This is a genomic window from Cellulomonas sp., from assembly GCF_015234515.1.
Classification (GTDB): Bacteria; Actinomycetota; Actinomycetes; order Actinomycetales; family Cellulomonadaceae; genus Cellulomonas.
The window spans coordinates 55,259-78,555 of record NZ_JADGMY010000036.1 but is presented as its reverse complement, the minus strand read 5'-3'; the positions used below and the strand labels follow the sequence as shown (position 1 = coordinate 78,555).

Annotated in this window: 20 protein-coding genes; 8 read left to right on the top strand and 12 right to left on the bottom strand. The window is 74.8% G+C overall.

The window, feature by feature from the left end:
* Positions 1 to 5: 5 nt before the first annotated feature.
* Together IR158_RS18920 and IR158_RS18915 are read right to left on the bottom strand one after the other, a co-directional pair.
* Entirely contained in the window at positions 6 to 452 is a 447-nt protein-coding gene (locus IR158_RS18920; RefSeq protein WP_291815945.1) for a LuxR C-terminal-related transcriptional regulator, read from the bottom strand.
* A 139-nt stretch (positions 453 to 591) separates the two neighbouring features.
* Entirely contained in the window at positions 592 to 1,173 is a 582-nt protein-coding gene (locus IR158_RS18915) for a DUF3000 domain-containing protein (RefSeq protein WP_291815942.1), read from the bottom strand.
* A 178-nt stretch (positions 1,174 to 1,351) separates the two neighbouring features.
* Between IR158_RS18915 and gndA the strand changes: the two genes are divergently transcribed.
* The 3 genes from gndA to IR158_RS18900 are packed head-to-tail and all read left to right on the top strand — an operon-like array spanning position 1,352 to position 4,781.
* A complete protein-coding gene (gene gndA / locus IR158_RS18910; protein WP_291815940.1) occupies positions 1,352 to 2,806 on the top strand; it encodes an NADP-dependent phosphogluconate dehydrogenase in 1,455 nt (484 codons plus the stop codon).
* Positions 2,803 to 4,059, top strand: a complete 1,257-nt coding sequence (locus IR158_RS18905; RefSeq protein ID WP_291815937.1) for a carboxylate--amine ligase — start codon at positions 2,803 to 2,805, stop codon at positions 4,057 to 4,059. The genes gndA and IR158_RS18905 overlap by 4 nt, the downstream gene beginning before the upstream one ends.
* Entirely contained in the window at positions 4,056 to 4,781 is a 726-nt protein-coding gene (locus tag IR158_RS18900) for an amino acid racemase (RefSeq protein ID WP_291815933.1), read from the top strand. Before IR158_RS18905 ends, IR158_RS18900 begins: the two co-directional genes overlap by 4 nt.
* Before the next feature lie 22 nt (positions 4,782 to 4,803).
* Here the strand turns inward: IR158_RS18900 and IR158_RS18895 are convergent, their stop codons facing one another.
* From IR158_RS18895 to IR158_RS18860, 8 genes are all read right to left on the bottom strand, one after another.
* Positions 4,804 to 5,289: a hypothetical protein gene (locus IR158_RS18895; RefSeq protein ID WP_291815930.1), complete on the bottom strand. Its 486-nt coding sequence runs from the start codon at positions 5,287 to 5,289 to the stop codon at positions 4,804 to 4,806.
* A complete protein-coding gene (locus IR158_RS18890) occupies positions 5,286 to 6,083 on the bottom strand; it encodes a dihydrofolate reductase family protein (RefSeq protein ID WP_291815928.1) in 798 nt (265 codons plus the stop codon). The genes IR158_RS18895 and IR158_RS18890 overlap by 4 nt, the downstream gene beginning before the upstream one ends.
* 136 nt (positions 6,084 to 6,219) lie before the next feature.
* Positions 6,220 to 7,521 carry a uroporphyrinogen-III C-methyltransferase gene (gene cobA / locus IR158_RS18885; protein ID WP_291815925.1) on the bottom strand — a complete coding sequence of 434 codons (1,302 nt, stop codon included), beginning with the start codon at positions 7,519 to 7,521 and terminating at the stop codon, positions 6,220 to 6,222.
* Positions 7,518 to 8,981, bottom strand: coding sequence for a GTP-binding protein (locus IR158_RS18880; protein WP_291815922.1), 1,464 nt, complete (start codon positions 8,979 to 8,981; stop codon positions 7,518 to 7,520). The genes cobA and IR158_RS18880 overlap by 4 nt, the downstream gene beginning before the upstream one ends.
* Entirely contained in the window at positions 8,981 to 9,922 is a 942-nt protein-coding gene (cysD, locus tag IR158_RS18875; RefSeq protein WP_291815919.1) for a sulfate adenylyltransferase subunit CysD, read from the bottom strand. Before cysD ends, IR158_RS18880 begins: the two co-directional genes overlap by 1 nt.
* A complete protein-coding gene (locus IR158_RS18870) occupies positions 9,919 to 10,638 on the bottom strand; it encodes a phosphoadenylyl-sulfate reductase (RefSeq protein WP_291815916.1) in 720 nt (239 codons plus the stop codon). The genes cysD and IR158_RS18870 overlap by 4 nt, the downstream gene beginning before the upstream one ends.
* On the bottom strand, positions 10,635 to 10,796 hold the full coding sequence (locus tag IR158_RS18865; protein WP_291815913.1) for a hypothetical protein: 162 nt from the start codon (positions 10,794 to 10,796) through the stop codon (positions 10,635 to 10,637). The genes IR158_RS18870 and IR158_RS18865 overlap by 4 nt, the downstream gene beginning before the upstream one ends.
* On the bottom strand, positions 10,793 to 12,463 hold the full coding sequence (locus tag IR158_RS18860) for a nitrite/sulfite reductase (protein WP_291815910.1): 1,671 nt from the start codon (positions 12,461 to 12,463) through the stop codon (positions 10,793 to 10,795). The genes IR158_RS18865 and IR158_RS18860 overlap by 4 nt, the downstream gene beginning before the upstream one ends.
* 340 nt (positions 12,464 to 12,803) lie before the next feature.
* Between IR158_RS18860 and zapE the strand changes: the two genes are divergently transcribed.
* The 5 genes from zapE (at position 12,804) to IR158_RS18835 (ending at position 20,717) form a co-directional block, all read left to right on the top strand.
* Positions 12,804 to 13,835, top strand: a complete 1,032-nt coding sequence (zapE, locus tag IR158_RS18855; protein WP_291815907.1) for a cell division protein ZapE — start codon at positions 12,804 to 12,806, stop codon at positions 13,833 to 13,835.
* Positions 13,836 to 14,330: 495 nt separating this feature from the next.
* Positions 14,331 to 14,582, top strand: coding sequence for a hypothetical protein (locus IR158_RS18850; protein ID WP_291815905.1), 252 nt, complete (start codon positions 14,331 to 14,333; stop codon positions 14,580 to 14,582).
* Between the two features lie 678 nt (positions 14,583 to 15,260).
* On the top strand, positions 15,261 to 16,007 hold the full coding sequence (locus IR158_RS18845; protein ID WP_291815903.1) for an ABC transporter ATP-binding protein: 747 nt from the start codon (positions 15,261 to 15,263) through the stop codon (positions 16,005 to 16,007).
* On the top strand, positions 16,004 to 18,097 hold the full coding sequence (locus tag IR158_RS18840; RefSeq protein WP_291815900.1) for a YhgE/Pip domain-containing protein: 2,094 nt from the start codon (positions 16,004 to 16,006) through the stop codon (positions 18,095 to 18,097). Before IR158_RS18845 ends, IR158_RS18840 begins: the two co-directional genes overlap by 4 nt.
* A 127-nt stretch (positions 18,098 to 18,224) precedes the next feature.
* The gene (locus tag IR158_RS18835) at positions 18,225 to 20,717 is read left to right on the top strand and encodes a LuxR C-terminal-related transcriptional regulator (RefSeq protein ID WP_291815897.1); all 2,493 of its coding nucleotides are present in this window, start codon (positions 18,225 to 18,227) and stop codon (positions 20,715 to 20,717) included.
* A 37-nt stretch (positions 20,718 to 20,754) separates the two neighbouring features.
* Here the strand turns inward: IR158_RS18835 and IR158_RS18830 are convergent, their stop codons facing one another.
* Together IR158_RS18830 and treZ are read right to left on the bottom strand one after the other, a co-directional pair.
* The gene (locus IR158_RS18830) at positions 20,755 to 21,252 is read right to left on the bottom strand and encodes a DUF1269 domain-containing protein (RefSeq protein WP_291815894.1); all 498 of its coding nucleotides are present in this window, start codon (positions 21,250 to 21,252) and stop codon (positions 20,755 to 20,757) included.
* A gap of 247 nt (positions 21,253 to 21,499) precedes the next feature.
* Positions 21,500 to 23,296 (bottom strand): malto-oligosyltrehalose trehalohydrolase, encoded by a 1,797-nt coding sequence (gene treZ / locus IR158_RS18825; RefSeq protein WP_291815892.1) that lies wholly within the window; start codon positions 23,294 to 23,296, stop codon positions 21,500 to 21,502.
* Between the last annotated feature and the right edge of the window lies 1 nt (position 23,297).

Sequence of the window (23,297 nt, the reverse complement as noted above, 5' to 3'; positions counted from 1 at the left end):
TTCGCTCAGTCGATCATCCGCGTGCGGATCGCGATGGCGACCAGCTCCGCCCGGTCGCCCGTGCCCAGCTTGCGCGAGATCCGCGCGAGGTGGCTCTTGACCGTGAGGGCCGACAGGCCCAGCTCCTCACCGATCAGGCGGTTGGTGCGCCCCTCGGCCACACGCGCCAGCACGCTGAGCTCGCGGGCGCTGAGCTCGGCCGTCGGCTGGGGCGGCGCGGGCATCTGGCGCTGCGGGACGGCCGACGTCTGGGTCGTGCTCGCGACGCCGCCGCGCAGCCCGCCGGCGAGCAGCGTGCGCAGCTCCTGCCGCCCGGCGCGGCGAGCGAGCACCACCACGCGGTGGGCGCCGCGTCGCCGCAGCGCCCGCACGAGGGTCTCTCCCTCGCCGTCGGCGATCTGCGTGACGACCACGCACATCGGGTGACGGGCGGGTGTGGTGGTGGCAGGCACCCGCCGCGACGTCGGCACGCCGGTGACGCCCGGCGCTCGACGGGCCGGGAGGTCTCGGACGTCGCGTCGAAGAGGCTCGATGGTCACGTCCGGTGCATCGGCAGCGGTGACGACGGACTTGAGCCGGGGCACGAGGGCCTCAGCGGCGGGGGAGCGGCACGACGCCCTCGGGCAGCGGTGGCAGGCCCGCGGCCGTGCACATGAGGGTGGACCAGGCGGCCAGGTGCGGTCCGAGCTGCTCGTCCCACGAGGTCCAGGACGCGCGGATCTCGAGCTCGGACTGCTCGTCGCGACGCTCGAGGGCCCCGAAGCTCTGGGACAGCACGCGCGTCACGGTGCCGCCGGCGGCGCGCGGTTCGACGCCCGCGGACGCCAGCGCGTCGTGGAACCAGGACCACGCGACCTCCGCGAGCATCGGATCGGCGCCGACCTCCGCCTCGAGGGTCGCCCTCACGAGCGTGACGAGCCGGAACGACCCCTCCCACGCCTCCTGACCCTCCGGGTCGTACAGCACGACGAAGCGGCCCGAGGCGAGGTCCTCCGCGGCGACCGAACGACGGGCGGTCCGGACCTCGGCCGTGAGCGCCGCCGAGAAGGGCGCGATACGGGCGGGACCGGGCACCTCGTCGAGCACGATCTCGGGCCGCATGGGTACACCGCGCAGCGAACGCAGGGCACGGACGAACTCGGCGGGGACGTCCTCGGGTCCGGCAGGGGTCACGCGGCGAGCGTACGGGGACGCCGCGCGTCTCGGTCCCCGGCACGCCGACGGCACGCGGCCGTGCGCGCACTAGGCTCGACGACGCATCCGCACGCGTCGCTCGTCCCGGTGCCGGCCGCCCAGGCCCGCACCGCGCCCCGGCCTCGCGTGCTCACCCGGCATGAAGGAGCGCTCTGTGATGTCAGTCCCGTCGTCGGCCGTCGGTACCGCGCAGATCGGCGTCACCGGGTTGGCCGTCATGGGCCGCAACCTGGCCCGCAACTTCGCGCGGCACGGGTACACGGTCGCCGTCCACAACCGCACCTACGCGCGCACGCAGTCGCTCGTGGCCGACCACGCGAGCGACGGCACCTTCGTCCCGTCGGAGTCGATGGCGGACTTCGTCGCGTCGCTCGCCCGGCCGCGCAAGGTCGTCGTCATGGTGCAGGCCGGCGCGCCGACCGACGCGGTGATCAACGAGCTCGTGCCGCTGCTGGAGCCCGGCGACATCGTCGTGGACGCCGGCAACGCGCACTTCCCCGACACGATCCGCCGCGAGGCGGCGCTGCGTGACAAGGGCCTGCACTTCGTCGGTACCGGCGTGTCGGGCGGTGAGGAGGGGGCGCTCAACGGCCCGTCGATCATGCCCGGCGGCACGACGGAGTCCTACGAGTCGCTCGGCCCGATCCTCGAGGCGATCTCGGCGAAGGTCGACGGTGTGCCGTGCTGCACGCACGTGGGCCCCGACGGCGCCGGCCACTTCGTCAAGATGGTGCACAACGGCATCGAGTACGCCGACATGCAGCTCATCGCGGAGGCGTACGACCTGCTCCGCAGCGGGCTGGGTGCGTCCGCGCCGGAGATCGGCGAGGTCTTCGCGGCGTGGAACACCGGCGACCTGGAGTCGTTCCTCATCGAGGTGACCGCCGAGGTGCTCGCCCACACCGACGCCGCGACCGGGCGCCCGTTCGTCGACGTCGTCGCCGACGCCGCCGAGCAGAAGGGCACCGGCCGCTGGACCGTGCAGAACGGCCTCGAGCTCGGCGTGCCGATCACCGGCATCGCCGAGGCGACGTTCGCGCGGGCGCTGTCCGGCTCCGCCCCGCAGCGTGCGGCGGCGCGCGGCGTGCTGCCGGCCGACACGCTCGCGTGGAACATCCCCGACCCGGGGGCGTTCATGGAGGACGTCCGGCTCGCGCTGTACGCGTCGAAGGTCGTGGCGTACTCGCAGGGCTTCGACCAGATCGCCGCTGCCAGCGCGCAGTACGGCTGGGACATCGACCGGGGTGCGATGGCCCGGATCTGGCGGGGCGGCTGCATCATCCGCGCCAAGTTCCTCGACCGCATCACGCAGGCGTACGAGCGCGACCCGAACCTGCCCCTGCTCCTGGCGGACCCGTACTTCACGGCGGCCGTCGCGAACGGCGTGGCCGCATGGCGGCGTGTCGTCTCGGCCGCGGCCGTGCACGGCGTGCCGACCCCCGCGTTCTCGTCGTCCCTCGCGTACTACGACGGCGTGCGTGCGGAGCGGCTGCCGGCGAACCTCATCCAGGCGCAGCGTGACTTCTTCGGCGCGCACACGTACCGCCGCACCGACCGCGAGGGCGTCTTCCACACGGACTGGTCCGGCGACCGCGCCGAGCAGACCTGGTGAGCCGGCGTACGGGGGCACAGGTCCCCGCGCCGCGGCTGCAGCCGGTCGTCCTGGGTGGCGACGTGGGTGCGTACTCGCTGGCGCGCACGTTCCACGAGGCGTACGGGGTGCGGTCGGTCGTGGTGTCGTCGGTCTCGACGGGCCTCGTCCGACACTCCCGCATCCTCGAGAACGTGGTGGAGCCGGGCATCGACGACGGTCCGACGGTCGTGCGACGTCTGCGGGAGGTGGCGGAGCAGCACCCGGGTACCGACCGCGTGCTGCTCGGCAGCGCCGACTGGCTGGTCCGCACGATCGTCGAGAACCGCGCGCAGCTGGAGGACCTCTACACGATCCCGTACGTCGACGTGGCCACGCTCGACCGGGTGACGGACAAGGTGCTCTTCGGCGAGCTCTGCGCCGAGCTCGGCATCGACCACCCCGCGACGGTCGTGCACGACGTGCAGGCCGGCGGCACGCCGGACACCTCGGCGCTGCGCTTCCCTGTGATCGCCAAGGCCGCGGACACCGCGGCGTACCACCTGGTCGAGTTCCCGGGGAAGAAGAAGGTCTTCACCGTCGACTCGCCGGAGGAGCTCGCCGAGCTGCTCACCCGCGTGCAGGCGTCGGGGTACCAGGGGCGGTTCGTCGTGCAGGACCTCATCCCGGGTGACGACTCGGGCATGCGGATCCTCACGTGCTATAGCGACGCGGACGGCAAGGTGCGGTTCTCGGGGTTCGGGCACGTGCTCCTCGAGGAGCACACGCCCGGTGCCCTGGGGAACCCGGCAGGCATCATCACGGGCCACGACGAGCAGATCGTCGCGCAGGCGGTCCGGCTGCTCGAGCACCTCGGGTGGACGGGCTACGCCAACTTCGACCTGAAGTACGACCCGCGCGACGGGCGCACGGTGTTCTTCGAGCTCAACCCGCGCCTCGGGCGCTCGAACTTCTACCTCACCGCGGGCGGGCGCAACACCGCCGAGCTGTACGTGCGCGAGCACGTCCAGGGGCTCGACCCGCTGCCGGACGGTGCCGCCGCGCACCTCACGGAGCCGCACCTGTACACGGTGCTGCCGCGGTGGCTCCTGCGTCGGTACGTCGCCGACCCGGCGCTGCGGGCGCGCACCCGCGCGCTCGGACGCGCCGGGCGCGCCACCAACCCCTTGTGGTACCGCGCCGAGACCGACCCGCGGCGGCTGGCGTACCTCGCGGTCGCGCAGGCCAACCAGGTGCGCAAGTACCGGCGGTACTACCCGACGGGCGGCGCGTGAGCGTGGCACCGGCGCGCGGCCGGGTCGAGGTCGGCGTCATCGGTGGCGTCGGCCCGGCCGCGACGGTGTGCTTCCTCGACCTCGTCGTCCGGCACACCGCCGCCGAGCGCGACCAGGACCACGTCGACCTGGTCGTGCTCCAGCACTCCACGATCCCGGACCGCACGGCGTACATCCTGGGGCGCTCGGACGAGGACCCGGGGCCCGTCATGGCGGACGACGCCCGGCGCCTCGAGCGCCTCGGCGTCGGATTCGTCGTCGTCCCGTGCAACACCGCGCACCACTTCACCGACGAGGTCGCGGCCGCCGTCGACGTGCCGGTGCTCAGCATCGTGGACGAGACGGCCGACGAGGTCGCCGCCCGGCCCGGCGCGGCCCGTGTGGGCGTCCTCGCGACGAGCGGCACCCTCGCCGCGCACGTGTACCAGCGTGCGTTCGCGGTGCGCGGGCTGCAGACCCTGGTCCCCGACGACGCCGACCAGGAGGCCGTCATGGGGATCATCTACGACCAGGTCAAGGCCGGTCTGCCGGCCGACGTCGCGGCGCTGCACGCCGTCGCCGACCGGCTGCGGGCGCGCGGGGCCGACGTCGTCGTCCTCGGGTGCACCGAGCTGTCGGTCGTCGCCGCCGCGCACGACCTGCTCGCCGACGACCGGTACGTCGACTCGCTGGACGTGCTGGCGCGTCGCACCGTGGAGCGCGCGGGGTACCCCCTGCGCTGAGGTGCGCCCCTGCGGCGGCCGGTCAGCCGAGCTCGCTCGTCCCCGAGTAGAGGTGCAGCACGGGGACGTGCAGCTCCTCGCGGGCCCGCGACGCCCAGTCGGTGTGGAACGTGTCCTCGACCATGTGCGGGTACGTCACGACGACGACCTCGCGCACGTCACCACCGGCGACCGCGCTGCGCAGGGCGGGCAGCGGGTCGTCGTCCGTGACCTCGCCCGTGGCCGTCCGTCCCGCGGCGGTGAACGCCGCGACGCTGCCGGCGATCTGCTGCGCCGCGGTCTCGCGCGCCTGCGTGCGGCTGGGCTCGTGGCCCGTGGCCCGGTCCCACGCCTCGCGCAGCTCGCCCATGCTCAGTGCGTCGATGATCCACGGGATGAGGGGGCGTTCGGTGTCGGCGGGCACCAGCACCCGGTAGCTGGGCGTCTCGTCGGGGTGCAGACCCACGATCTGGCGGACGTCGGACTCGGCGAGGGTGTCCTCGGTGAGGACGAGGATGGTGGCGGTCACGTGCCCGAGCCTACGGGTGCACGCAGGTCCCAGCAGGCCAGGAGCGTGCCGTCGCTCGCGTGCAGCAGGTGGCGCAGCCACGCCGGACGGGCCGGGTCGAGCGCGGACGCGCCCGTCGCGACCCGGGGCGCGTCGCCCGCGAGCAGCAGCGGGCTGGTCGTCAGGCACAGCTCGTCGACGACGTCGGCGGCGAGCAGGTCGGCGAGCAGGGTCGGCCCGCCCTCGGCCAGCACGTGGCGCAGGCCGTGCGCGCCCAGGACGTGCACAGCGGCCCGCAGGTCGGGGGAGTCGGGGTCACGGGCCCCCGGCACGACCAGGGCACGGTCGGCACCGACGGCGGCGCGGGCACGCTCGGCACCGCGCGCGCCCGTCACGACGAACGGGGGGTGCGGACCGCCCCTCAGGTCGGTCGGCAGGTCTCCGTGGCGGGTGACCACCGCGAGCTCGATCCGCGGTGACAGGCCGGCGGCCTCGCGTGCGGCGCACAGGTGCGCGGCGACCGGCAGCTCGCGGTAGCCCTCGGCGCGCACGGTGCCGGCGCCCACGAGGACGACGTCGGCCAGGGCCCGGAGAACGGCGAACACGCGGCGGTCCGCCGGGGTCCCGAGGGAACCCGAACGACCGTCGGTGCCGGTCGCGGCGCCGTCGATGCTCGCGACCATGTTCGCGCGCACGCGCGCGTGCGCACGGTCACGCGCGAAGAGGCCCAGGAGGTCGCCGTCGCCGGGCGGCGCAGCGAGGCGACGGTCGTCGCGCGCGGGCACGAGGAGGTCGAGCTCGACATCGGGGTGCACGCGCCCAGGCTAGGCGGCCCGGCCGCTGCGGCACGCGAGGCGCCGCCGCGGCCCGGCCGCCTCGGGCGTTCTCTCGTGTGGTGTCGGTCGTCCTGCGGGCGCCGGCCGTGGTCGTGCTCCTCGACCTGCGCCGGGCTCAGCTCCGGGTGCTCACGCGCGCCGCGCCGGGCGCCGCCGGCTGCTCACCTGCCGACCGGGGCGGGGCCGCCGACCGGGGCCGGGCCACGGCCGGGGTGTCGCCCTCGCCCCGCAGAGCGGGTCCCAGGGCGGCCACCGCCCCCACCACCACGACCGCCGGGTTGCGGACGCCGACCTCCTGCGCGCGGGCGGCGATGTCGGCGAGCGTGCCGAGCGTCGTGCGCTGGGTGGGCAGGGTGCCGTCCTCGACGACTGCCACGGGTGTGGCCGCGTCGAGCCCGTGCGAGGCGAGGCACGCCATGTGCTCCGCGAGGCGGCCCACACCCATGAGGAGGACGAGCGTGCCGCGCAGCCGCGCCAGCGTCTGCCAGTCGGTGTCGGCGTCGTGCGCCGACACGATGGTGACCTGACGGGCGACGTCGCGGTGGGTCACGGGGATGTCGGCTGCGCCGGGCACGGCGATGGCGCTCGTGACGCCGGGGACGACCTCGACCGCCACACCGGCCGCACGGCAGGCGGCCAGCTCCTCCCCGCCGCGGCCGAGCACGAACGGGTCGCCGCCCTTGAGTCGTACGACCCGCTGCCCGGCGCGGGCGCGCTCGACGAGCAGCACGTTGATCTCGCTCTGCGTGAGCGTGTGGGCGTGCGGGGCCTTGCCCGCCTCGACGACCTCGACGTCCGGCTCGAGCTCGTCGAGCAGCGCGCGCGGCGCGAGCCGGTCGACGACGACGACGTCCGCCTCGGCGAGCGCGCGCCGACCGCGCGTCGTGATGAGGCCGGGGTCGCCGGGCCCGCCGCCGACGAGCGTGACGTGCCCCGCCCCGGGGCGACGGCGGCGCAGCGGGAGGGCACCGGTGTCGAGCTGCACCTGCAGCGCGGAGCGCAGCGCGACCGCGCGCCGCGGGTCGCCACCCGCGCCCACCGCGACCGTCACGTCGCCCGCGCGGGCGACGGCGGGGGTCCAGGCCGTCGACGCGGCGGCGTCGTCCGCGCGCACGCACCACGTGCGTGCGGCCTCGGCCTCGGCTGCCACCGCGTCGTCGGTGCGCCGCTCACCCGTCGCGGTGTGGACCAGCCACGCGTCGGCGAGGTCGCCGGGCGCGTACTCGCGGGCGTGCCACGTGACCGCCCCGGCCGCGGCGAGGTCCGTGAGGTCCTCGCACAGCGCAGGCGCGACGACGTGCACGTCGGCACCGTCGGCGAGCACGCCCCGCGTCCGGCGGGCGGCGACCGGACCGCCGCCGACGACCACGACCCGGCGGCCCGCGAGGTCCAGCAGCAGGGGGTGCCGCGTCGTCATATCCCCGCCCCGGCGAGCCAGTCGTCGTCGCGCTCGTCCGCCCGCACCGGGGCGAGCCGGTCCAGCAGCGTGGGGCCGATCAGCCCGGCCGCGAGCGTGCTGCCGTCGGCGGGGTCCACCACGAGGAACCCGCCGGTCCGGCGGTGGGTCGCGTAGTCGTCGAGCACGACCGGCTCGGCCAGCCGCAGCCGGGCCCGTCCGATCGCGTTGAGCCCCAGCGACCGCGGCGCGGCCTCGGTGGACGTGTCGGTCGCGTCGATGGTGTGCAGCGTGTCGACGGAGTCCCACTGCTCGACCGTGAGGGTGTCGACGTCCAGCCGGGCGTCGACCTCGCGCAGCAGGCCCCGGACCGTGCGCGTGCCGACACGCACCAGGACCCGGGAGCCGGGCACCGAGCGGCGCTCGGTCAGCCAGCAGACCGTCCCGACCAGGTCCTGGCCGGTCGCCACGTGCTCGGACGCGGGGACGAGGACGTCCCCGCGCGCGACGTCGAGGTCGTCGGCGAGCCGCACGGTCACCGACCGCGGTGCGTCGGCGGCGTCGAGCGGCCCGTCGAACGTGTCGAGGGCGACGACGCGGCTCGTGCGTCCCGACGGCAGCACGCGCAGCTCGTCGCCGACGCGGACGACGCCCGAGGCGACCTTGCCCGCGTACCCGCGGTAGTCCGGGTGCTCCGGCGTGCGCGGGCGGATGACGTACTGCACGGGCATGCGCAGCGGCTCGGTGGACGCGTCCCGGGCGACCGGCACGTTCTCGAGCAGCTCGAGGAGCGTCGGCCCGTCGTACCAGGGCGCCCGCGCGGACCGGTCGACGACGTTGTCGCCGTCGAGCGCCGACAGCGGCACGGCGTGCACGGCGGGCAGCCCCAGCACGTGCGCGTAGTCCGCGAACTCGCGGGCGATCGAGCGGAACGTGGCCTCGTCGAAGCCCACGAGGTCCATCTTGTTGACCGCGAGCACGACGTTCGGGACACCGAGCAGCGCGGTCAGCGCCGCGTGCCGACGCGTCTGCTCCAGCACGCCCTTGCGGGCGTCGACGAGCACGATCGCCAGCTCGGCGGTCGAGGCGCCCGTGACCATGTTGCGCGTGTACTGCACGTGGCCGGGCGTGTCCGCCAGGACGAACGCGCGGCGCGCCGTCGAGAAGTAGCGGTACGCGACGTCGATCGTGATGCCCTGCTCCCGCTCGGCCCGCAGACCGTCGGTCAGCAGCGCGAGGTCGACGCCCGCGCCGCCACCGCCGCGGGCGGCCGTGGCGCGCTCGACCGCCGACAACTGGTCGGCCAGGACCGACTTCGTGTCGTACAGCAGCCGGCCGATGAGGGTGCTCTTGCCGTCGTCGACCGACCCCGCGGTCGCCAGCCGCAGCAGGTCACGCTGCGTGTGGTCGCCGGGGTCGGTGACCGCGGCGACGTCGGACGGCGCGGGCCGTGCCAGCCCGGCCGGTGCGTGCGTGCCCATCAGAAGTACCCCTCGCGCTTGCGGTCCTCCATGGCGGCCTCGGAGGCCCGGTCGTCCGCGCGGGTCGCACCGCGCTCGGTGAGCCGGCTCGCGGCCACCTCGGCGATGACGTCCGCGACGTCGGCGGCCGTCGAGTCGACGGCGCCGGTGCAGCTCATGTCCCCGACCGTCCGGTAGCGGACGTGCCGCCGCTCGACGTGCTCGTCGGGGCGCGGCCCGCCCCAGGAACCCGCCGTGAGCCACATGCCGTCGCGCGCGAACACGTCGCGCTCGTGCGTGAAGTAGATGTCCGGCAGGTCGATGCCCTCGCGCTCGATGTACCGCCACACGTCGAGCTCGGTCCAGTTCGACAGGGGGAACACGCGCACGTGCTCGCCCTGCTTGTGGCGCCCGTTGTAGAGGTCCCACAGCTCGGGTCGCTGCCGGCGCGGGTCCCACTGCCCGAACTCGTCGCGCAGCGAGAACATCCGCTCCTTGGCCCGCGCCTTCTCCTCGTCGCGCCGCCCACCGCCGAACACGGCGTCGAACCGGTGCGCCGTGATCGCGTCGAGCAGCGGCACGGTCTGCAGCGGGTTGCGCGACCCACCGGGGCGCTCGACCACGCGGCCGTCGTCGATCGCGTCCTGCACGCTCGCCACGACGAGGCGCAGACCGAGCTCGGCGACCGTGCGGTCCCGGTACGCGATGACCTCCGGGAAGTTGTGCCCGGTGTCGACGTGCATGACGGGGAACGGCACCGGCGCGGGCCAGAAGGCCTTGCGCGCGAGGTGCAGCATGACGATCGAGTCCTTGCCGCCGGAGAACAGCAGCACGGGGCGCTCGAACTCGCCGGCGACCTCGCGCATCACGTGGATGCCCTCCGACTCCAGCGCGTCCAGCTGGGTCAGCCGCGGGGGAGCGGAGGATCGGGGGTGCGTGTCGGTGGGGATCGTCGTGGTCATGTGTGCAGCCCGCATTCCGTCTTGTTCGTCCCTGCCCAGCGTCCGGCGCGGGGGTCCTCGCCCGGTGCGACCGCGCGCGTGCACGGCGCGCAGCCGATCGAGGCGTACCCCAGCTCTCGCAGCGGGTTGAGCACCACGTGGTGCTCGGCGACGTACGCGTTCACGTCGTCCCACGTCCACGCCGCCAGGGGGTTGAGCTTGACCTTCGACCGCCGGGCGTCCCACCCGACCACGGTGATGTCCGTGCGGGTCGGGGCGTCCTCGCGGCGCATGCCGGTGACCCACGCCGTGTACGGGGCGAGACCGCGCTCGAGGGGCTCGACCTTGCGCAGCGCGCAGCACAGGTTCGGGTCGCGCTCGTGCAGCCGCGGGCCGTGCTCGGCGTCCTGCTCCGCGACCGTGCGCAGCGGCAGGACCGTGCGCAGGGTCACGTCGGTGAAGTCGGCGTAGTAGTCGCGGGTGCCGAGGGTCTCGGCGAAGTGGTACCCGGTGTCGAGGAAGATGACGTCGATGCCGGGGGCCGCCTTCGCGGCGATGTCGACGAGGACCTCGTCGCCCATCGACGACGCGAGCACGAGGTCGGTCCCGAAGACCGTGCGCGCCCAGCGCAGGACGTCCGCGGGGTGGGCGCCCTCCAGCTCGCGGCCGGCCTGCTCGGCCAGGGCGCGCAGCTCGTCGGGCGACAGGCCCGTGACGGAGGGCGTGCTCGCGCTCACCGTGCACCCACCAGGCCGAGGAAGCGCAGCGCGAAGGCACGGGCGCACGAGCGGCACTCCCACTGCCCGTGCGTCTCGCTGGCCGGCCACAGGTCCTCGCCGGCGCAGAACGGGCAGTAGTACGGCACGGCGCGCTGCCCGGCGTCCGGCTCGCTCATCGCAGGTCCTCCTCGGCGGCGCGCTGCACCCACTGCGCGAAGACCTCGCCGGGCTCGCGCTGCTCGTCGAACCGACGCGTGACGCGCTCGACGTAGTCCGGCAGCTCGGAGGACGGCACCCGCAGCCCGCGCAGCGTCTTGCCGAGCCCGCTGGTGAGGCCCAGGCCACCGCCGAGGTGCACCTGGTAGCCCTCCTCCTCGCCGGCCAGCACACCCTTGAGTCCGATGTCGGCGGTCTGGATGCGCGCGCAGGAGTTGGGGCAGCCGTTCACGTTGATGGTGATCGGCTGGTCGAACGTCGGCAGGCGACGCTCGAGCTCCCCGACCAGCGCCGTCGCGCGGCCCTTGGTCTCGACGATGGCGAGCTTGCAGAACTCGATGCCGGTGCACGCCATGGTGCCGCGGCGGAAGGTGGAGGCGGTGCGGACGCGCAGCCCGAGCGACTCGAGCCCGTCGACGAGGGCGTCGACGCGTCCGGCCTCGACGTCCAGCACGACGAGCTTCTGCTCGGTCGTCAGCCGGACCCGGTCGGAGCCCGCCTCCTCGACGAGATCGGCGAGCGCCGTGAGCACGGGACCGGAGACGCGACCCACGGCGGGGGCCGCGCCCACGTAGAACCGGCCGTCCTTCTGGGGGTGCACGCCGACGTGGTCGCGGTTGCCCGTGGGTGGCGGGGGCGGCTCGGGGCCGTCGGGCAGCGCGTAGCCGAGGTACTCGGTCTCGAGCACCTGGCGGAACACCTCGGTCCCCCAGTCGGCGAGCAGGAACTTGAGGCGGGCGCGCGTGCGCAGCCGGCGGTAGCCGTAGTCCCGGAAGATCCCCACGACGCCGGACCAGACCGTCGGGACCTGCTCGAGCGTGACGAACGCGCCGAGCCGCTTGCCGAGCATCGGGTTGGTCGACAGCGCGCCGCCGACCCACAGGTCGAACCCGGGCCCGAGGTCGGGGTGCACGACACCGACGAACGCGACGTCGTTGATCTCGTGGGCGACGTCCTGGTGCGGGGACCCGCTGATCGCGGTCTTGAACTTGCGCGGCAGGTTCGAGTACGCGGGGTCGCCGATGTACCGGTCACGGATCGCCTCGACGGCGGGGGTGCCGTCGATGATCTCGTCCGCCGCGACGCCTGCGACGGGCGAGCCGATGATCACGCGGGGCACGTCGCCGCACGCCTCCTGCGTGGACAGCCCGACGGACTCCAGACGCCGCCAGATCTCCGGGACGTCCTCGATGCGGATCCAGTGCAGCTGGATGTTCTGGCGGTCGGTGATGTCGGCGGTGCCGCGGCCGAACTCCTGGGACACCCCGGCGATGGTGCGCAGCTGGCGCAGGCTCAGGGCGCCGCCGTCGCAGCGCACGCGCAGCATGAAGTACTCGTCCTCGAGCTCGTGCGGCTCGAGCGTGGCCGTCCGGCCGCCGTCGATCCCGGGCTTGCGCTGGGTGTAGAGCCCCCACCAGCGCATGCGTCCGCGCAGGTCGTCGCCGGGGATCGACGCGAAGCCCTCGCGGGCGTACACGGTCTCGATGCGCTCGCGGACGTTGAGGCCGTCGTCCTGCTGCTTGAGCTGCTCGTTGGCGTTGAGCGGCTCGCGCTGGTCGAAGGCCCACTGGCCCTCGGGTCGCTTGGCGGGCGGGGCGCTGGGGGTACGGGACGTCGTCTGCGCCATGGGCGCCACCTCCGAGGTGCTGGGGGAGCGTGCTCACGCGTCCGCGCACGACAGAGGTCGTGGTCACGGGCGCGGACCGCACGCCCGTGGGGGAACGGGGCGGGTCAGCGGTTCCGCGGACAGCAGGCACACGGGACCGCGGCGGCGCAACAGCACCGACACTGGAAGCGGCTCCCGGGGAGGTTCACGTGACGAGCGTGGCACGCACCCGGGCGAATCGGGAGCATGCGTCCGGATCGCGAGACGCGTTCTCGCCAAGTGGACGGGCGACCAGGAAGCCTCGTCGGGGCCCGGTGACGGAGCCTGCTCGGGCACCGGTCGTGGGACGTATCGTCGACGCGTGAGCGCACCCTCCCTGACCGCACGGCACCCGAAGGTGCCCGCGGGCCGCCTCCTCGCCGAGCTCGTCCCGCCGCGGCACTTCGCGCGGGAGTCGTTCGACACCTACGAGCCCGACCCGGCGCACCCGTCGCAGCGGCAGGTGCAGGAGCGACTGCGGGAGATCGCCGACGCGCTCACCGGACCCGTGCGGAGCGGCGGTGCCTGGTGGCGGCGCCGCGCCGCCGCGAGCGCGCCGGCGGTGTACCTCGACGGCGGCTTCGGCGTCGGCAAGACGCACCTGCTCGCCTCGCTCGCGCACGCGGTCGGCCGTGAGCGCACCGCGTACGGCACGTTCGTCGAGCTCACGAACCTCGTGGGCGCACTGGGGTTCGCGGCGACGGTCGACGCGCTGGGCGAGCGGCGCCTGGTGTGCATCGACGAGTTCGAGCTCGACGACCCGGGTGACACGGTGATGATGTCGCGGCTGCTGCGCGAGCTCGCCGACCGGGGCGTCGCCATCGCGGCCACCTCGAACACGCTGCCCGGCTCGCTCGGCGAGGGACGGTTCGCCGCCGAGGACTTCCTGCGGGAGATCCAGGCGCTGGCCGCCCGCTTCGAGGTGCTGCGCATCGACGGCGAGGACCACCGGCACCGCGCCGTGACCACCTCGGCCGCGGTGCTCGATCCCGCCGCCGTCCGTGCCGCCGTCGCCGGGCACCCGGCCGCGACGCTCGACGACTTCGACGCGCTGCTCGCGCACCTGTCGTCCGTGCACCCCAGCCGGTACGGCGCCCTCCTGGACGGCGTCGACCTGGTCGGCCTGACCGGTGTGCACCAGGTCGACCGTCAGGACGTCGCGCTGCGGCTCGTGGTGCTCGTGGACCGGCTCTATGACCGGGACGTGCCCGCGGTGATCGCGGGCGACGGCAGCGGGCTCTTCACCGCGCAGATGCTCGAGGGCGGCTACCGCAAGAAGTACTACCGGGCGCTGTCGCGCTGGGGTGCCCTCGCCGCCGCGGGTACGGCCTACAGCGAGTCGCCCAGCCTGTAGCCCCCGTGCTCAGGCTGCCGCAGGACCCATGCCGAGCAGCGTGAGGGGTCCGGTGGTCGGTGTGGTCCTGGCCACGTCGGTGATGCCAGGGGCGTGCGCGCGGGCGGCCACGCCGACACAGCCTCCGAGGAGCACCAGGGCGAACGCGCAACGCGTCCCACGAATACCGGCGCAGGGAAGGCGGCCGATGTGGTCCACGGCGGCCGGGCGACGTGACCGCGACGCTTTGTGGCCATAGTCGCGCAATGCGGATCGGCATTCTGGACGCATGTGCAGGACGCGCGGCCCAGAGCGGCCGGACGCAATCGTCGTCCTGAACGAGTATGCAGGTCGTCCGTGCAAGACGCGTGTGCAGGTCGAATGTTCAGGTCGCGCCGCAGGATCTTTTTCTGCCACGACCAGGCGTTATCGTCCCCACTTGTGGCGTGACGCGCAGCAGGTAATGTGCAAGATGTTCCAGGAAGAGAACTCGTCGGGCTCTCGAGAGGCACCACGATGGATCTGACGCCGCCGCGCTCGGTCGCAGCAGGTGCGGGACGGTCGCAGCGGGCGGTCGCGCGCATCGTCCGTGGGCGGACGACGGCGGTCGAGCACGTGCTGGCCCACGGCGACGACGGCGTCGCCGTGGGTCGGGTCTCTGATCACGAGCACGGCGACGCCATGTCGCACCGGCCGGGGACCCGCCCGCACCTGAACGGTGACGCGCCGCACACGCGCGGGTCGGCGTCCGGGCACGAGCTCCCCTGATCCGGACCCGACGACCACCGACCGGTGCCCGCCGTGCGCCCGACGCCCCGACCCCGTCCAGCGCCGGCGCGGGGTGCGCCCGGGGGACGCGACGACGACCCCCGTGGTGCACGGGCCGCAGCTCGCGTGGCTGGCGCTGCCGTGCGCCCTGACCGACCAGTCGGCGCCGACGCTGCGCATGGCCTGAGGGCTGCGGCCCGGCGGTCATCTCCAGGTCCGACGTGAGGAGACACTGTGAGCACGACGCCCCCGCACTCCGCGGCACCGGCGGGCGGCACCGCGGTGGAGCTCGCCTCGCTCGCGCGCGGCCTGGGCCCCTTCCAGCGCAGTGTCGCGTCGTGGCTGCACGCGGCCCTGACCGCGGTCAGCACCGCGTACAACGACGTTCGGCCTGATCGACGCGTCCGACGCCCCGCACGACACGGGGCCGTGCGTCCTGACGGCCCGGGTGCTGCCGGTCGTCGCGGCGGCCGTGCCCGTGCTGCAGCGGCCGGCGCCGCCGGGCGCGTCATGAGCGTGCCCGACGCGCCCGACACGGATGGTCCGCACTCGGCCGGCATCCACCGCGCGGTCGAGACGGCAGGGTCCGAGCGCCCCCCCGGGAGGTCCGGACGCCGTCACCGCGGAGCGACGCTCGATCGGCCGGCCGGTCCGTCCACGTCCGGCCCCTTGCGGCTGATGGTGCGCGACGTCCACGTCGTCGGCCGCAGGGCCCCCATGCTGCACCTGGAGACCCTGACGCTGGCGACCGGGGAGTGCGTCCTGGTGGCAGGTGAGCCAGGGCAGGGGCACACGGCGCTCGCCCTGGTCGCGACCGGGCGGCTCGCGCCCTTCGAGGGCAGCGTCGTGCTGACGGCGGCCGACGGCTCGACGTCGACCGCACGTGACGTGCTGCGCAGGGTCTCGGGCGTCGTCGACCTGCCGGGCATCTCCGAGCCCGACGACACCCTCACCACCGCGACCGTCGTCGCCGAGGAGCTGGCGCTCGCCCGCACGGGCTCGAGGCGTTCGCACGTGCACCGCTGGCTCGAGAGCCACGAGCTGGCGACGTACCGGGACGTGCGGATGGACGACCTGCCCGGGCCGGTGCGCACCGCCCTGCTGACGTCCTTGACCGCCGAACGGCCGGGCGTCCGCTTCCTCGTGATCAGCCTGCCCGACCGCCACGGCGGCGAGCCGGCGGCGTGGTGGTCGATCGCGCAGGCGTTCGCCGCCCGCGGCTACGGCGTCCTGGTCCAGTGCTCCCGCTCGTCGGCGCGAGAGCTCGGGGCCACCCTCGAACCCGCACGGGGTGACGCCTCGCAGCGCGCCACCCCCGTGGAGTCCCTGCGCACCGGTGTCGACCAGATGGCGGAGAGCTCTCACGTGCCCGAGCTGACGGTCGACCTCGACGAGCGGCCGCCGGCCGCCGACGGCACGCCGTGATCGTCCTCCGCCTCGCCGGTTCCGAGCTGCGACGCCTCGCGGCCGGCCTGCTGCCGCGCCTCGCGCTGCTCGCGCTCGTCGTCATCCCGTCGCTGTACTCAGGCCTGTACCTCTTCGCCAACGAGGACCCGTACGGCCGGCTCCACGAGGTGCCGGCCGCCCTCGTCGTCGAGGACCGGGGAGCCGCCACGCGCGACGCGGCCACCGGCTCGACGCGCCGTGTCGACTACGGCGACCAGGTCGCCGACCGGCTGCTCGACGGCGACGCCGGCTTCGACTGGGTGCGCACGACGCAGCGGGACGCCGAGCTCGGGGTGCGGTCGGGCAGGTTCGACGCCGCCCTCATCGTCGGCCGGTCGTTCTCGGCCGACCTGGTCTCCTCGGCCGACTACCGGCCGCAGCGCGCGAGCCTGACGCTCGTCACCAACGACGCCAACAACTACCTGGCCACGACGATCGCCGACACGATCGTCGGGGACGTGCGTGACGCCATCGCGACGCAGGTGGGTACGCAGGCCGCGGACATGTTCCTGCAGGGGTTCGGCTCGATCCACACGGACCTGAGCGCGGCCGTCCAAGGTGCCACGGAGCTCGTGGACGGCGCCGACCGCCTGGTGTCGGGCTCCGGGCAGCTGGTGGACGGCACCAGCCGCCTGGCCGCGGGTGCCTCGCAGGCCGCGGCGGGCGCGTCCGAGCTCGCGTCCGGTGCGTCGGCGCTGCCGTCGGCGGCCGACCGGCTGGCCGCGGGCGCATCGAGCCTGTCCGGCGGTCTGGACACGCTGCGCAGCGGGACGCGGGCGCTGCCCGACCAGACGCGCGAGCTGGCCACGGGGGCGCAGGAGGTCGCCGGCGGGGTCGCCGAGGTGGCCACCGTGACGCGGGACGCGGCGTCCGTCGTCGCGGGCGCCGGTCGCGATCTGCAGGGCGGGCGGACCGCTCTGGCGAACCAGCTCGGGGCACTCGTCGCCGCGGAACGGCTGACCCAGCAGGAGGCCGACGAGATCCTGCGTCTTGCGGGCGACGCCGCCGGTGCGGTCGAGCAGCTGAGCGCTGCGCTGGGCCAGGCGTCCGGCCGGGTCGACCAGCTCAGCGCGGGTGCCGCCGAGGTCGCGACGGGCGCGTCGCAGCTCGCGGAGGCCGCGCCCGCGCTGAGCGGTGGCATCGCCTCGGCAGCGGCCGGCGGGCAGCGTCTGGCCGCCGGCACCGCCCAGCTCGACTCCGCGGCGTCGACGCTCGTGGGTGACCTGCGGGCGCTCGAGCGGGGGACCGCCGAGGTCTCCTCCGGCGCCACCGAGCTCGCGACGGCGAGCAGCACCCTGGACCAGGGAGCCACCGAGCTCGGGGCCGGCGTCACGGAGCTGCGCGACCGCCTCCAGGAAGGGCTCGGAGCGATCCCCGACCTCGACGCGGAGACGGAGCGCGCGACGGCCGAGACGATCGCCAACCCGGTCCAGGTCGCCAAGGACGAGCTGGCGCGCGCGGGCAGCTACGGCGCGGGCCTGGCACCGTTCTTCATGTCGCTGGCCACCTGGATCGGCGGCTACGTGCTGTTCCTGCTCGTCGTGCCGCTGTCCAGCCGTGCGCTCGCGGCCGGTGGCCCGGCCTGGCAGACGGTGCTCGGCGGCTGGCTGCCCGGCGCGCTCCTCGGCGCCGGGCAGGTCGTGCTCATGTACCTGCTGGTGACCTACGCGCTCGACATCACACCGGTGCACGGTGGTGCGACGCTGGCCCTGCTGCTGATCGCATCGGCGACGTTCATCGCGATCCTGCAGGCGCTCAACGTCTGGTTCGGTGCCGTCGGGGAGTTCCTCGGGCTGGTGCTCATGCTCGTGCAGCTGGTGACCGCGGGTGGCACCTTCCCGTGGCAGACCATCCCCGAGCCACTTCTCTCGCTGCACCGCGTGCTGCCCATGTCGTACACGGTCGAGGGGCTGCGCCAGACGCTGTACGGCGGCGACCTGGCCACCGCCGCGAGCTACGCGGGGATCTTGCTCGTGGTGTTCGTCCTCGCCCTCACCGCGACGGTGTGGGCCGCCCGCCGGAAGCGCGTCTGGACACCGACGAGCCTGCAGCCGGAGCTGGTGCTCTGACGGCGAGGGTGCTCATGGCCGCGCCGGCAGTTCGACGACGGCGGGGAGCGGTGGTGAGCGTGGTGGGAGAGGGGCGCACATGACGACGACATCGAGGGCGGCACAGGGCGCCGCGTGGTGCAGGACCGTGCCGCCGGACACCCGGGCGGTGATGCGTCCGCGGTGCCGGGCCGCGCTGAACGCCGCCGTCGAGCTGCACCCGGTCGTGGTCGTCTGCGCACCGGCGGGGTTCGGCAAGACGACGCTGCTGGCGCAGTGGGCACCGACCGCTCCGGCCACGGTCGCCTGGGCGTCGCTCGACCCGTTCGACGACGACCCCGGCAGGCTGCTCCGCGCGGTCGGCGACGCCGTGGCGCGCGCGCACCCGGCGACGGCGGACGACCTCGTGGCGGCCGGACGCGCCATGCCGCGGGACCCCGGCGTCCTGCTGGACACCCTGCGCGACGTGCTGGGTGCCCTCGGCGAGAGCGCGGTCGTCGTGCTCGACGACGTCCACCGCATCTCCTCGGCCGGCGCGCGCCACGCCGTCGCGGCGCTGGTGCGGACGCCGGGGCCACGGTTCGTCCTCGCCGGCCGGCACGTGCCCGACCTCGCCCTGGGCCCGGGGCGCATCGAGGGCGCCGTGGCAGACGTGGGCGTCCGCACCCTGTCGCTGACGGTGCGCGAGACGTCCCTGCTGGTCTCCGCCTGGGGACCGGCCCCCTCACCGGGCGCCGTGGCCGACCTGTGGCGCGTCACGGGTGGGTGGCCGGCCGCCGTGCGGGCGGCGTGGGGCGCCGGGCTGCTGCACCGGGGACACTCGCAGCGCCCGCTGCGGCACGAGGACGTCCCGATCGCGGACTACGTCCGTGAGGAGGTCCTCGGTGCCCTGAGCCCCGAGCTCGACGGGTTCGTGCGCCGCGCGTGCGTCGGTCGTGTGGTCGACCCCGTGCTGGCCGAGGCCGTCGTGCCGGGCGGCGCGGCACTGTTCGAGGAGTGCGTCGCGCGGGGCCTGCTGACCTCGCGGGACGACGGAGCGGGACCGGTCGGCGCGCCCTCCTGGCACGAGCTGCTCGCGGTGCACGTGCGGGCGACCGTCCACCGGACGCAGCCGCGCACGGTGCAGGCCGTGCACCAGGCCCTGGCGCGACACCTCGCAGGCACGGACCCCGCCGCCGCGGTGCGGCACGCGGCGGACGGGCGCGCACCCGCGCTCGCGGCGGAGGTCCTCGCGGGGCGCTGGCCCGAGCTGCTCACGCGCGGCCAGCTCGTGGCGACCGAACGGTGGTGCGTCACCGCCGGCGCCGGTGCCGGTGCCCAGACCGCGTCGGTCGTCGCTCGCGCGGTGCGGGCGCAGGCGGCGCCCGAGGACGGCGACGCGGTGGCCGCGGCCGTCGTCCGCGTGCTGCGGACGACTGCGCCGTCACCCACGGGCGACGGGGCCGCCGTGCGGGCCGAGCCGGACGACATCGTGCTGGGGTACTTGTCGGCCCGTGCCGCGCTGTACGCGTCCGACGTCCCGGCCGCCGGGATCCCCGGGGAGCGGTGCGGACCGCCGTCGTCGATCGAGCACGTCGTCGACGCGCTCGTGGACGCGGCGGAGGGCGCGGCCGTGCGGGGCTGGCCGGTCCTCGCGCTGGCCTGCAGGGCCGAGCACGCCCTGGCCCTCGCGCGGGTGGGGCGGATCGCGCAGGCGCGGAGCCGTGCGCGCGGCGTCCTCACGGACGGCGTGGCGCTGGGCTGGAGCCGGAGTCCCGTCACGGCTGCTGCCCACCTCGCGGCGGGTCTCGTCGCCTACTGGTGCGACGAGCCGGCGGCAGCGCGACACGAGCTGACGGCCGCGATCGACTCCGGCGGGTCCCGCCCGGGTCTGGTGGCACGGGCGGCCTGCGTCCTGCTGCACGTGTGCCTCGCGGAGGGGGACCCCGCAGGTGTGGCGGGCGCCCTGGCCGTGCTCAAGGGGACGCGCGCCACCGACCGTGGCGGGTCCCCGCCGGGGGTGTCACGCGCCTACCTGGAGGCCGTGGCGCTCGTCGCACGGGGCGCCGCCCGAGATGCCCTGAGCCTCGCCGACCCCGCCGACGGCGTGTTCTCCTCGCCCGCCGGCTCCAGCTGGCGCAGCGACGTGCACCGGCGTGTGGGTGACCACGAGGCCGGGCTGGCGGTGCTGGGCCCCGAGGAGGTCGATCCGTCCTGGCACGTGGCAGACAGGGTCGCCGTCCACGCCGCGCGCGCCCTGCTGCAGGTCGACGTGGCGCAGGCGCACCGGTCCCTCGAGCGTGCCCTCGACGAGGCGGCGCCGGACGGCCTCGTCCGGCCCCTGCGCGACCGCGCGGCGGCGTTGCGGCCTCTGCTGACGGGCCACCTCGGACGGGGCAGCTCCCACGAGCCGCTGGTCACGCGACTGCTGGTCGCCGAGCACGGTGCCCCCGAGCCACGCCCGTCGGCATGGGCGCTGACCGAGCGCGAGCGGCAGGTGCTCGCGTGCCTGCCGTCCCGAATGACGGTCGAGGAGATCGGTGCCTCACTGTTCGTCTCGGCGAACACCGTCAAGACGCACCTGCGGGCCGTCTACCGCAAGCTCGACGTCTCGACGCGTCGCGACGCCGTCCACGTGGCCGTGCGGCGCGGTCTGCTCTGACCGGCGCCGCACGGCCCCGCAGGGGCGGGCGTGAGGATCAGACGTTCTCCTCGAACGCCTCGCGCAGCTTGTCCTCGTCCTCCTGCGAGAGGTTCGTCTGGATGAGCTCGCCGTGGATCCCGCGCTCCTTGAGACCGGCCACGACGCGGTCCGGCACGTCGCTCTGCGCGAGCAGGAAGAGTGCCGACGTGCCCGGCGTCACCTTGCTGCGGACCTCCTTGATGAAGTCGTCGTCGATGCCCACGTCCGTCAGGGCACCGCCGATCGCACCCGCGGCGGCGCCCACGATCACGCCGACGAGCGGCATGAAGAAGAGCAACCCGAACAGCAGGCCCCAGAACGTGCCACCCAGCGCGCCGATCGCCGTCAGGCTGTTGGCCTGGCGTGTCCTGGGCTTCTTCTTGTCCGGCTGCCAGGAGACCGTGGCGGCATCCTGCACCTCGATGAGGTGCTGCTTCTGGAGCTCCAGCACGGCGGTCTCCGCCTGCTCTGCACCTTCGGGGGTCTCGAACTTCCACACACTGAGAGTGGCCACCGTCGTCTCCTCGTCCGCGACGACCTCCTCCTGTCCGGGCACTGCACCCGCGGGACCGTCGCCTCTTCAGGGTCGCGTCCCGCACCTGACGGCGCCTCACCCTGCGCGGGTGATCCGTGCTGCGGCCCGGTTCCCTCGCGGTCCGGACACCCGCCGGCCCACACGCTCGCCGGGTCGGCGTCGTGCGACCCGAGGGCCGCGATGAGGACGATCCGAGCCAGGGCGGTGCTGCTCCGCGGTGCCCGCGTCAGGCGAGAACGACGACCGCGCGCCCAGGCACCTCCACGACCAACGGGTCGCCCGGACGGTCCGGGGGGACGACCACGCCGCCCGCCCAGTCCGCGACGACCTCGACCGGGCGCCGCACGGGCACGGGCACTGCTGCGGGCGAGTGCGCCAGGTTGACGACGACGCGCGCATCACCCCGGTGCACCACCAGAGCGCCCTGCCACGGGCCGTCCCCGGCGCCGGGCACCGGGTGCACGTCCAGCGACGTGCGCACCCGGTCTCCCGAGCCCAGGTCCGGCACGGCCCGGCGCAGCGCCACCAGGACCCGGTACCACTCCAGCAGCCGCGCGTGGGCGGGGCGGGTGGGCTCGGCCCAGTCCAGGACGCTCGCCGCGAACGTCGCGGGATCCTGCGGGTCCGGCACCTCGATCTCCCCGCCGTACAGCGCCGCCCAGCCGTGACCGCCGAACTCGCGTGCGCGGCCCTCGCGGACGGCCGCGGCCAGCTCCGGCTCCGGGTGGTCCGTGAAGAACAGCCAGGGGGTGGTGGCGCCCCACTCCTCGCCCATGAACAGCAGCGGCGTGAACGGCGAGAGCAGCACGAGCGCGGCCTGGGCGGCCAGGCCACCGGTGTAGAGGCGGGACGAGGGCCGGTCGCCGAGCGCGCGGTTGCCGACCTGGTCGTGGTTGGCGTCGAAGACCACGAAACGGTGCCCGTCGATGTCGTCCGGCACCGGCGCGCCCCACGGCTCGCCGCGGAACGTCGACACGGAGCCGTCGTGCACGAACACCCGGGTGAGCGCGGTGCGCAGCACCTCGGGCGACCCGAAGTCGACGTAGTAGCCGTGCCGCTCGCCCGTCACGAGCGCGTGGATCGCGTGGTGCACGTCGTCCGCCCACTGGGCCGTCATGCCCCAGCCGCCGTCCTGCGTGGAGCCCAGGGTGACGACGTCGTTGAGGTCGGACTCGGCCACCAGGCCGAGGGGACGTCCCAGCTCCTCGGCGAGCTCGGCGACCTCGTCGGACAGCTGGGCCAGCACGTGCCGCTCCGAGTCGTCGTGCAGCGCGTGGACGGCGTCGAGGCGGAAGGCGTCGACGTGGAAGTCGCGCGCCCACCGCAGCACGGAGTCGCAGATCCAGCGGCGCACGTGCTCCGAGCCGGGGCCGTCGAGGTTGATCGCGGCGCCCCACGGCGTGCTGTGGGCGTCGGTGAAGTACGGCCCGAGCTCGTGCAGGTAGTTGCCGGACGGGCCCAGGTGGTTGTGGACGACGTCGAGGCACACCGCCAGGCCCAGGCCGTGCGCGGCGTCGACGAACGCCTGCAACGCGGCGGGCCCGCCGTACGGCTCGTGCACGGCGTACGGCGCCACGCCGTCGTACCCCCAGCCGTGCCGCCCGTTGAACGCGGCGACCGGCAGCAGCTCGACGACGTCGACGCCCAGCGCCACGAGGTGCTCCAGGCGCTCGACGGCCGAGGTGAGCGTGCCGCCGGGCGTGAACGTGCCGACGTGCAGCTCGTACGTCACCGCACCGCGCACGTCGACGCCGCTCCACCCCTGGTCCGTCCACGCGAAGCGACCGGTGTCGAACACGCGCGCCGGCCCGTGGACGCCCGCGGGCAGCCACGCCGCCCGGGGGTCGGGGCGCGGGGCGCCGCCGTCGAGCGAGAACGCGTAGTCGGTGCCGTGGGGGAGCGTCACGTCCGACGCCCACCACCCGTCGGTCCCCGGCTGCAGCGGCGTGCGGGAGCCTTCGGTCGGCAGCACCAGGTCGACGTCACGGGCGTACGGTGCCCAGAGACGCGGCGCGAGGGTCATC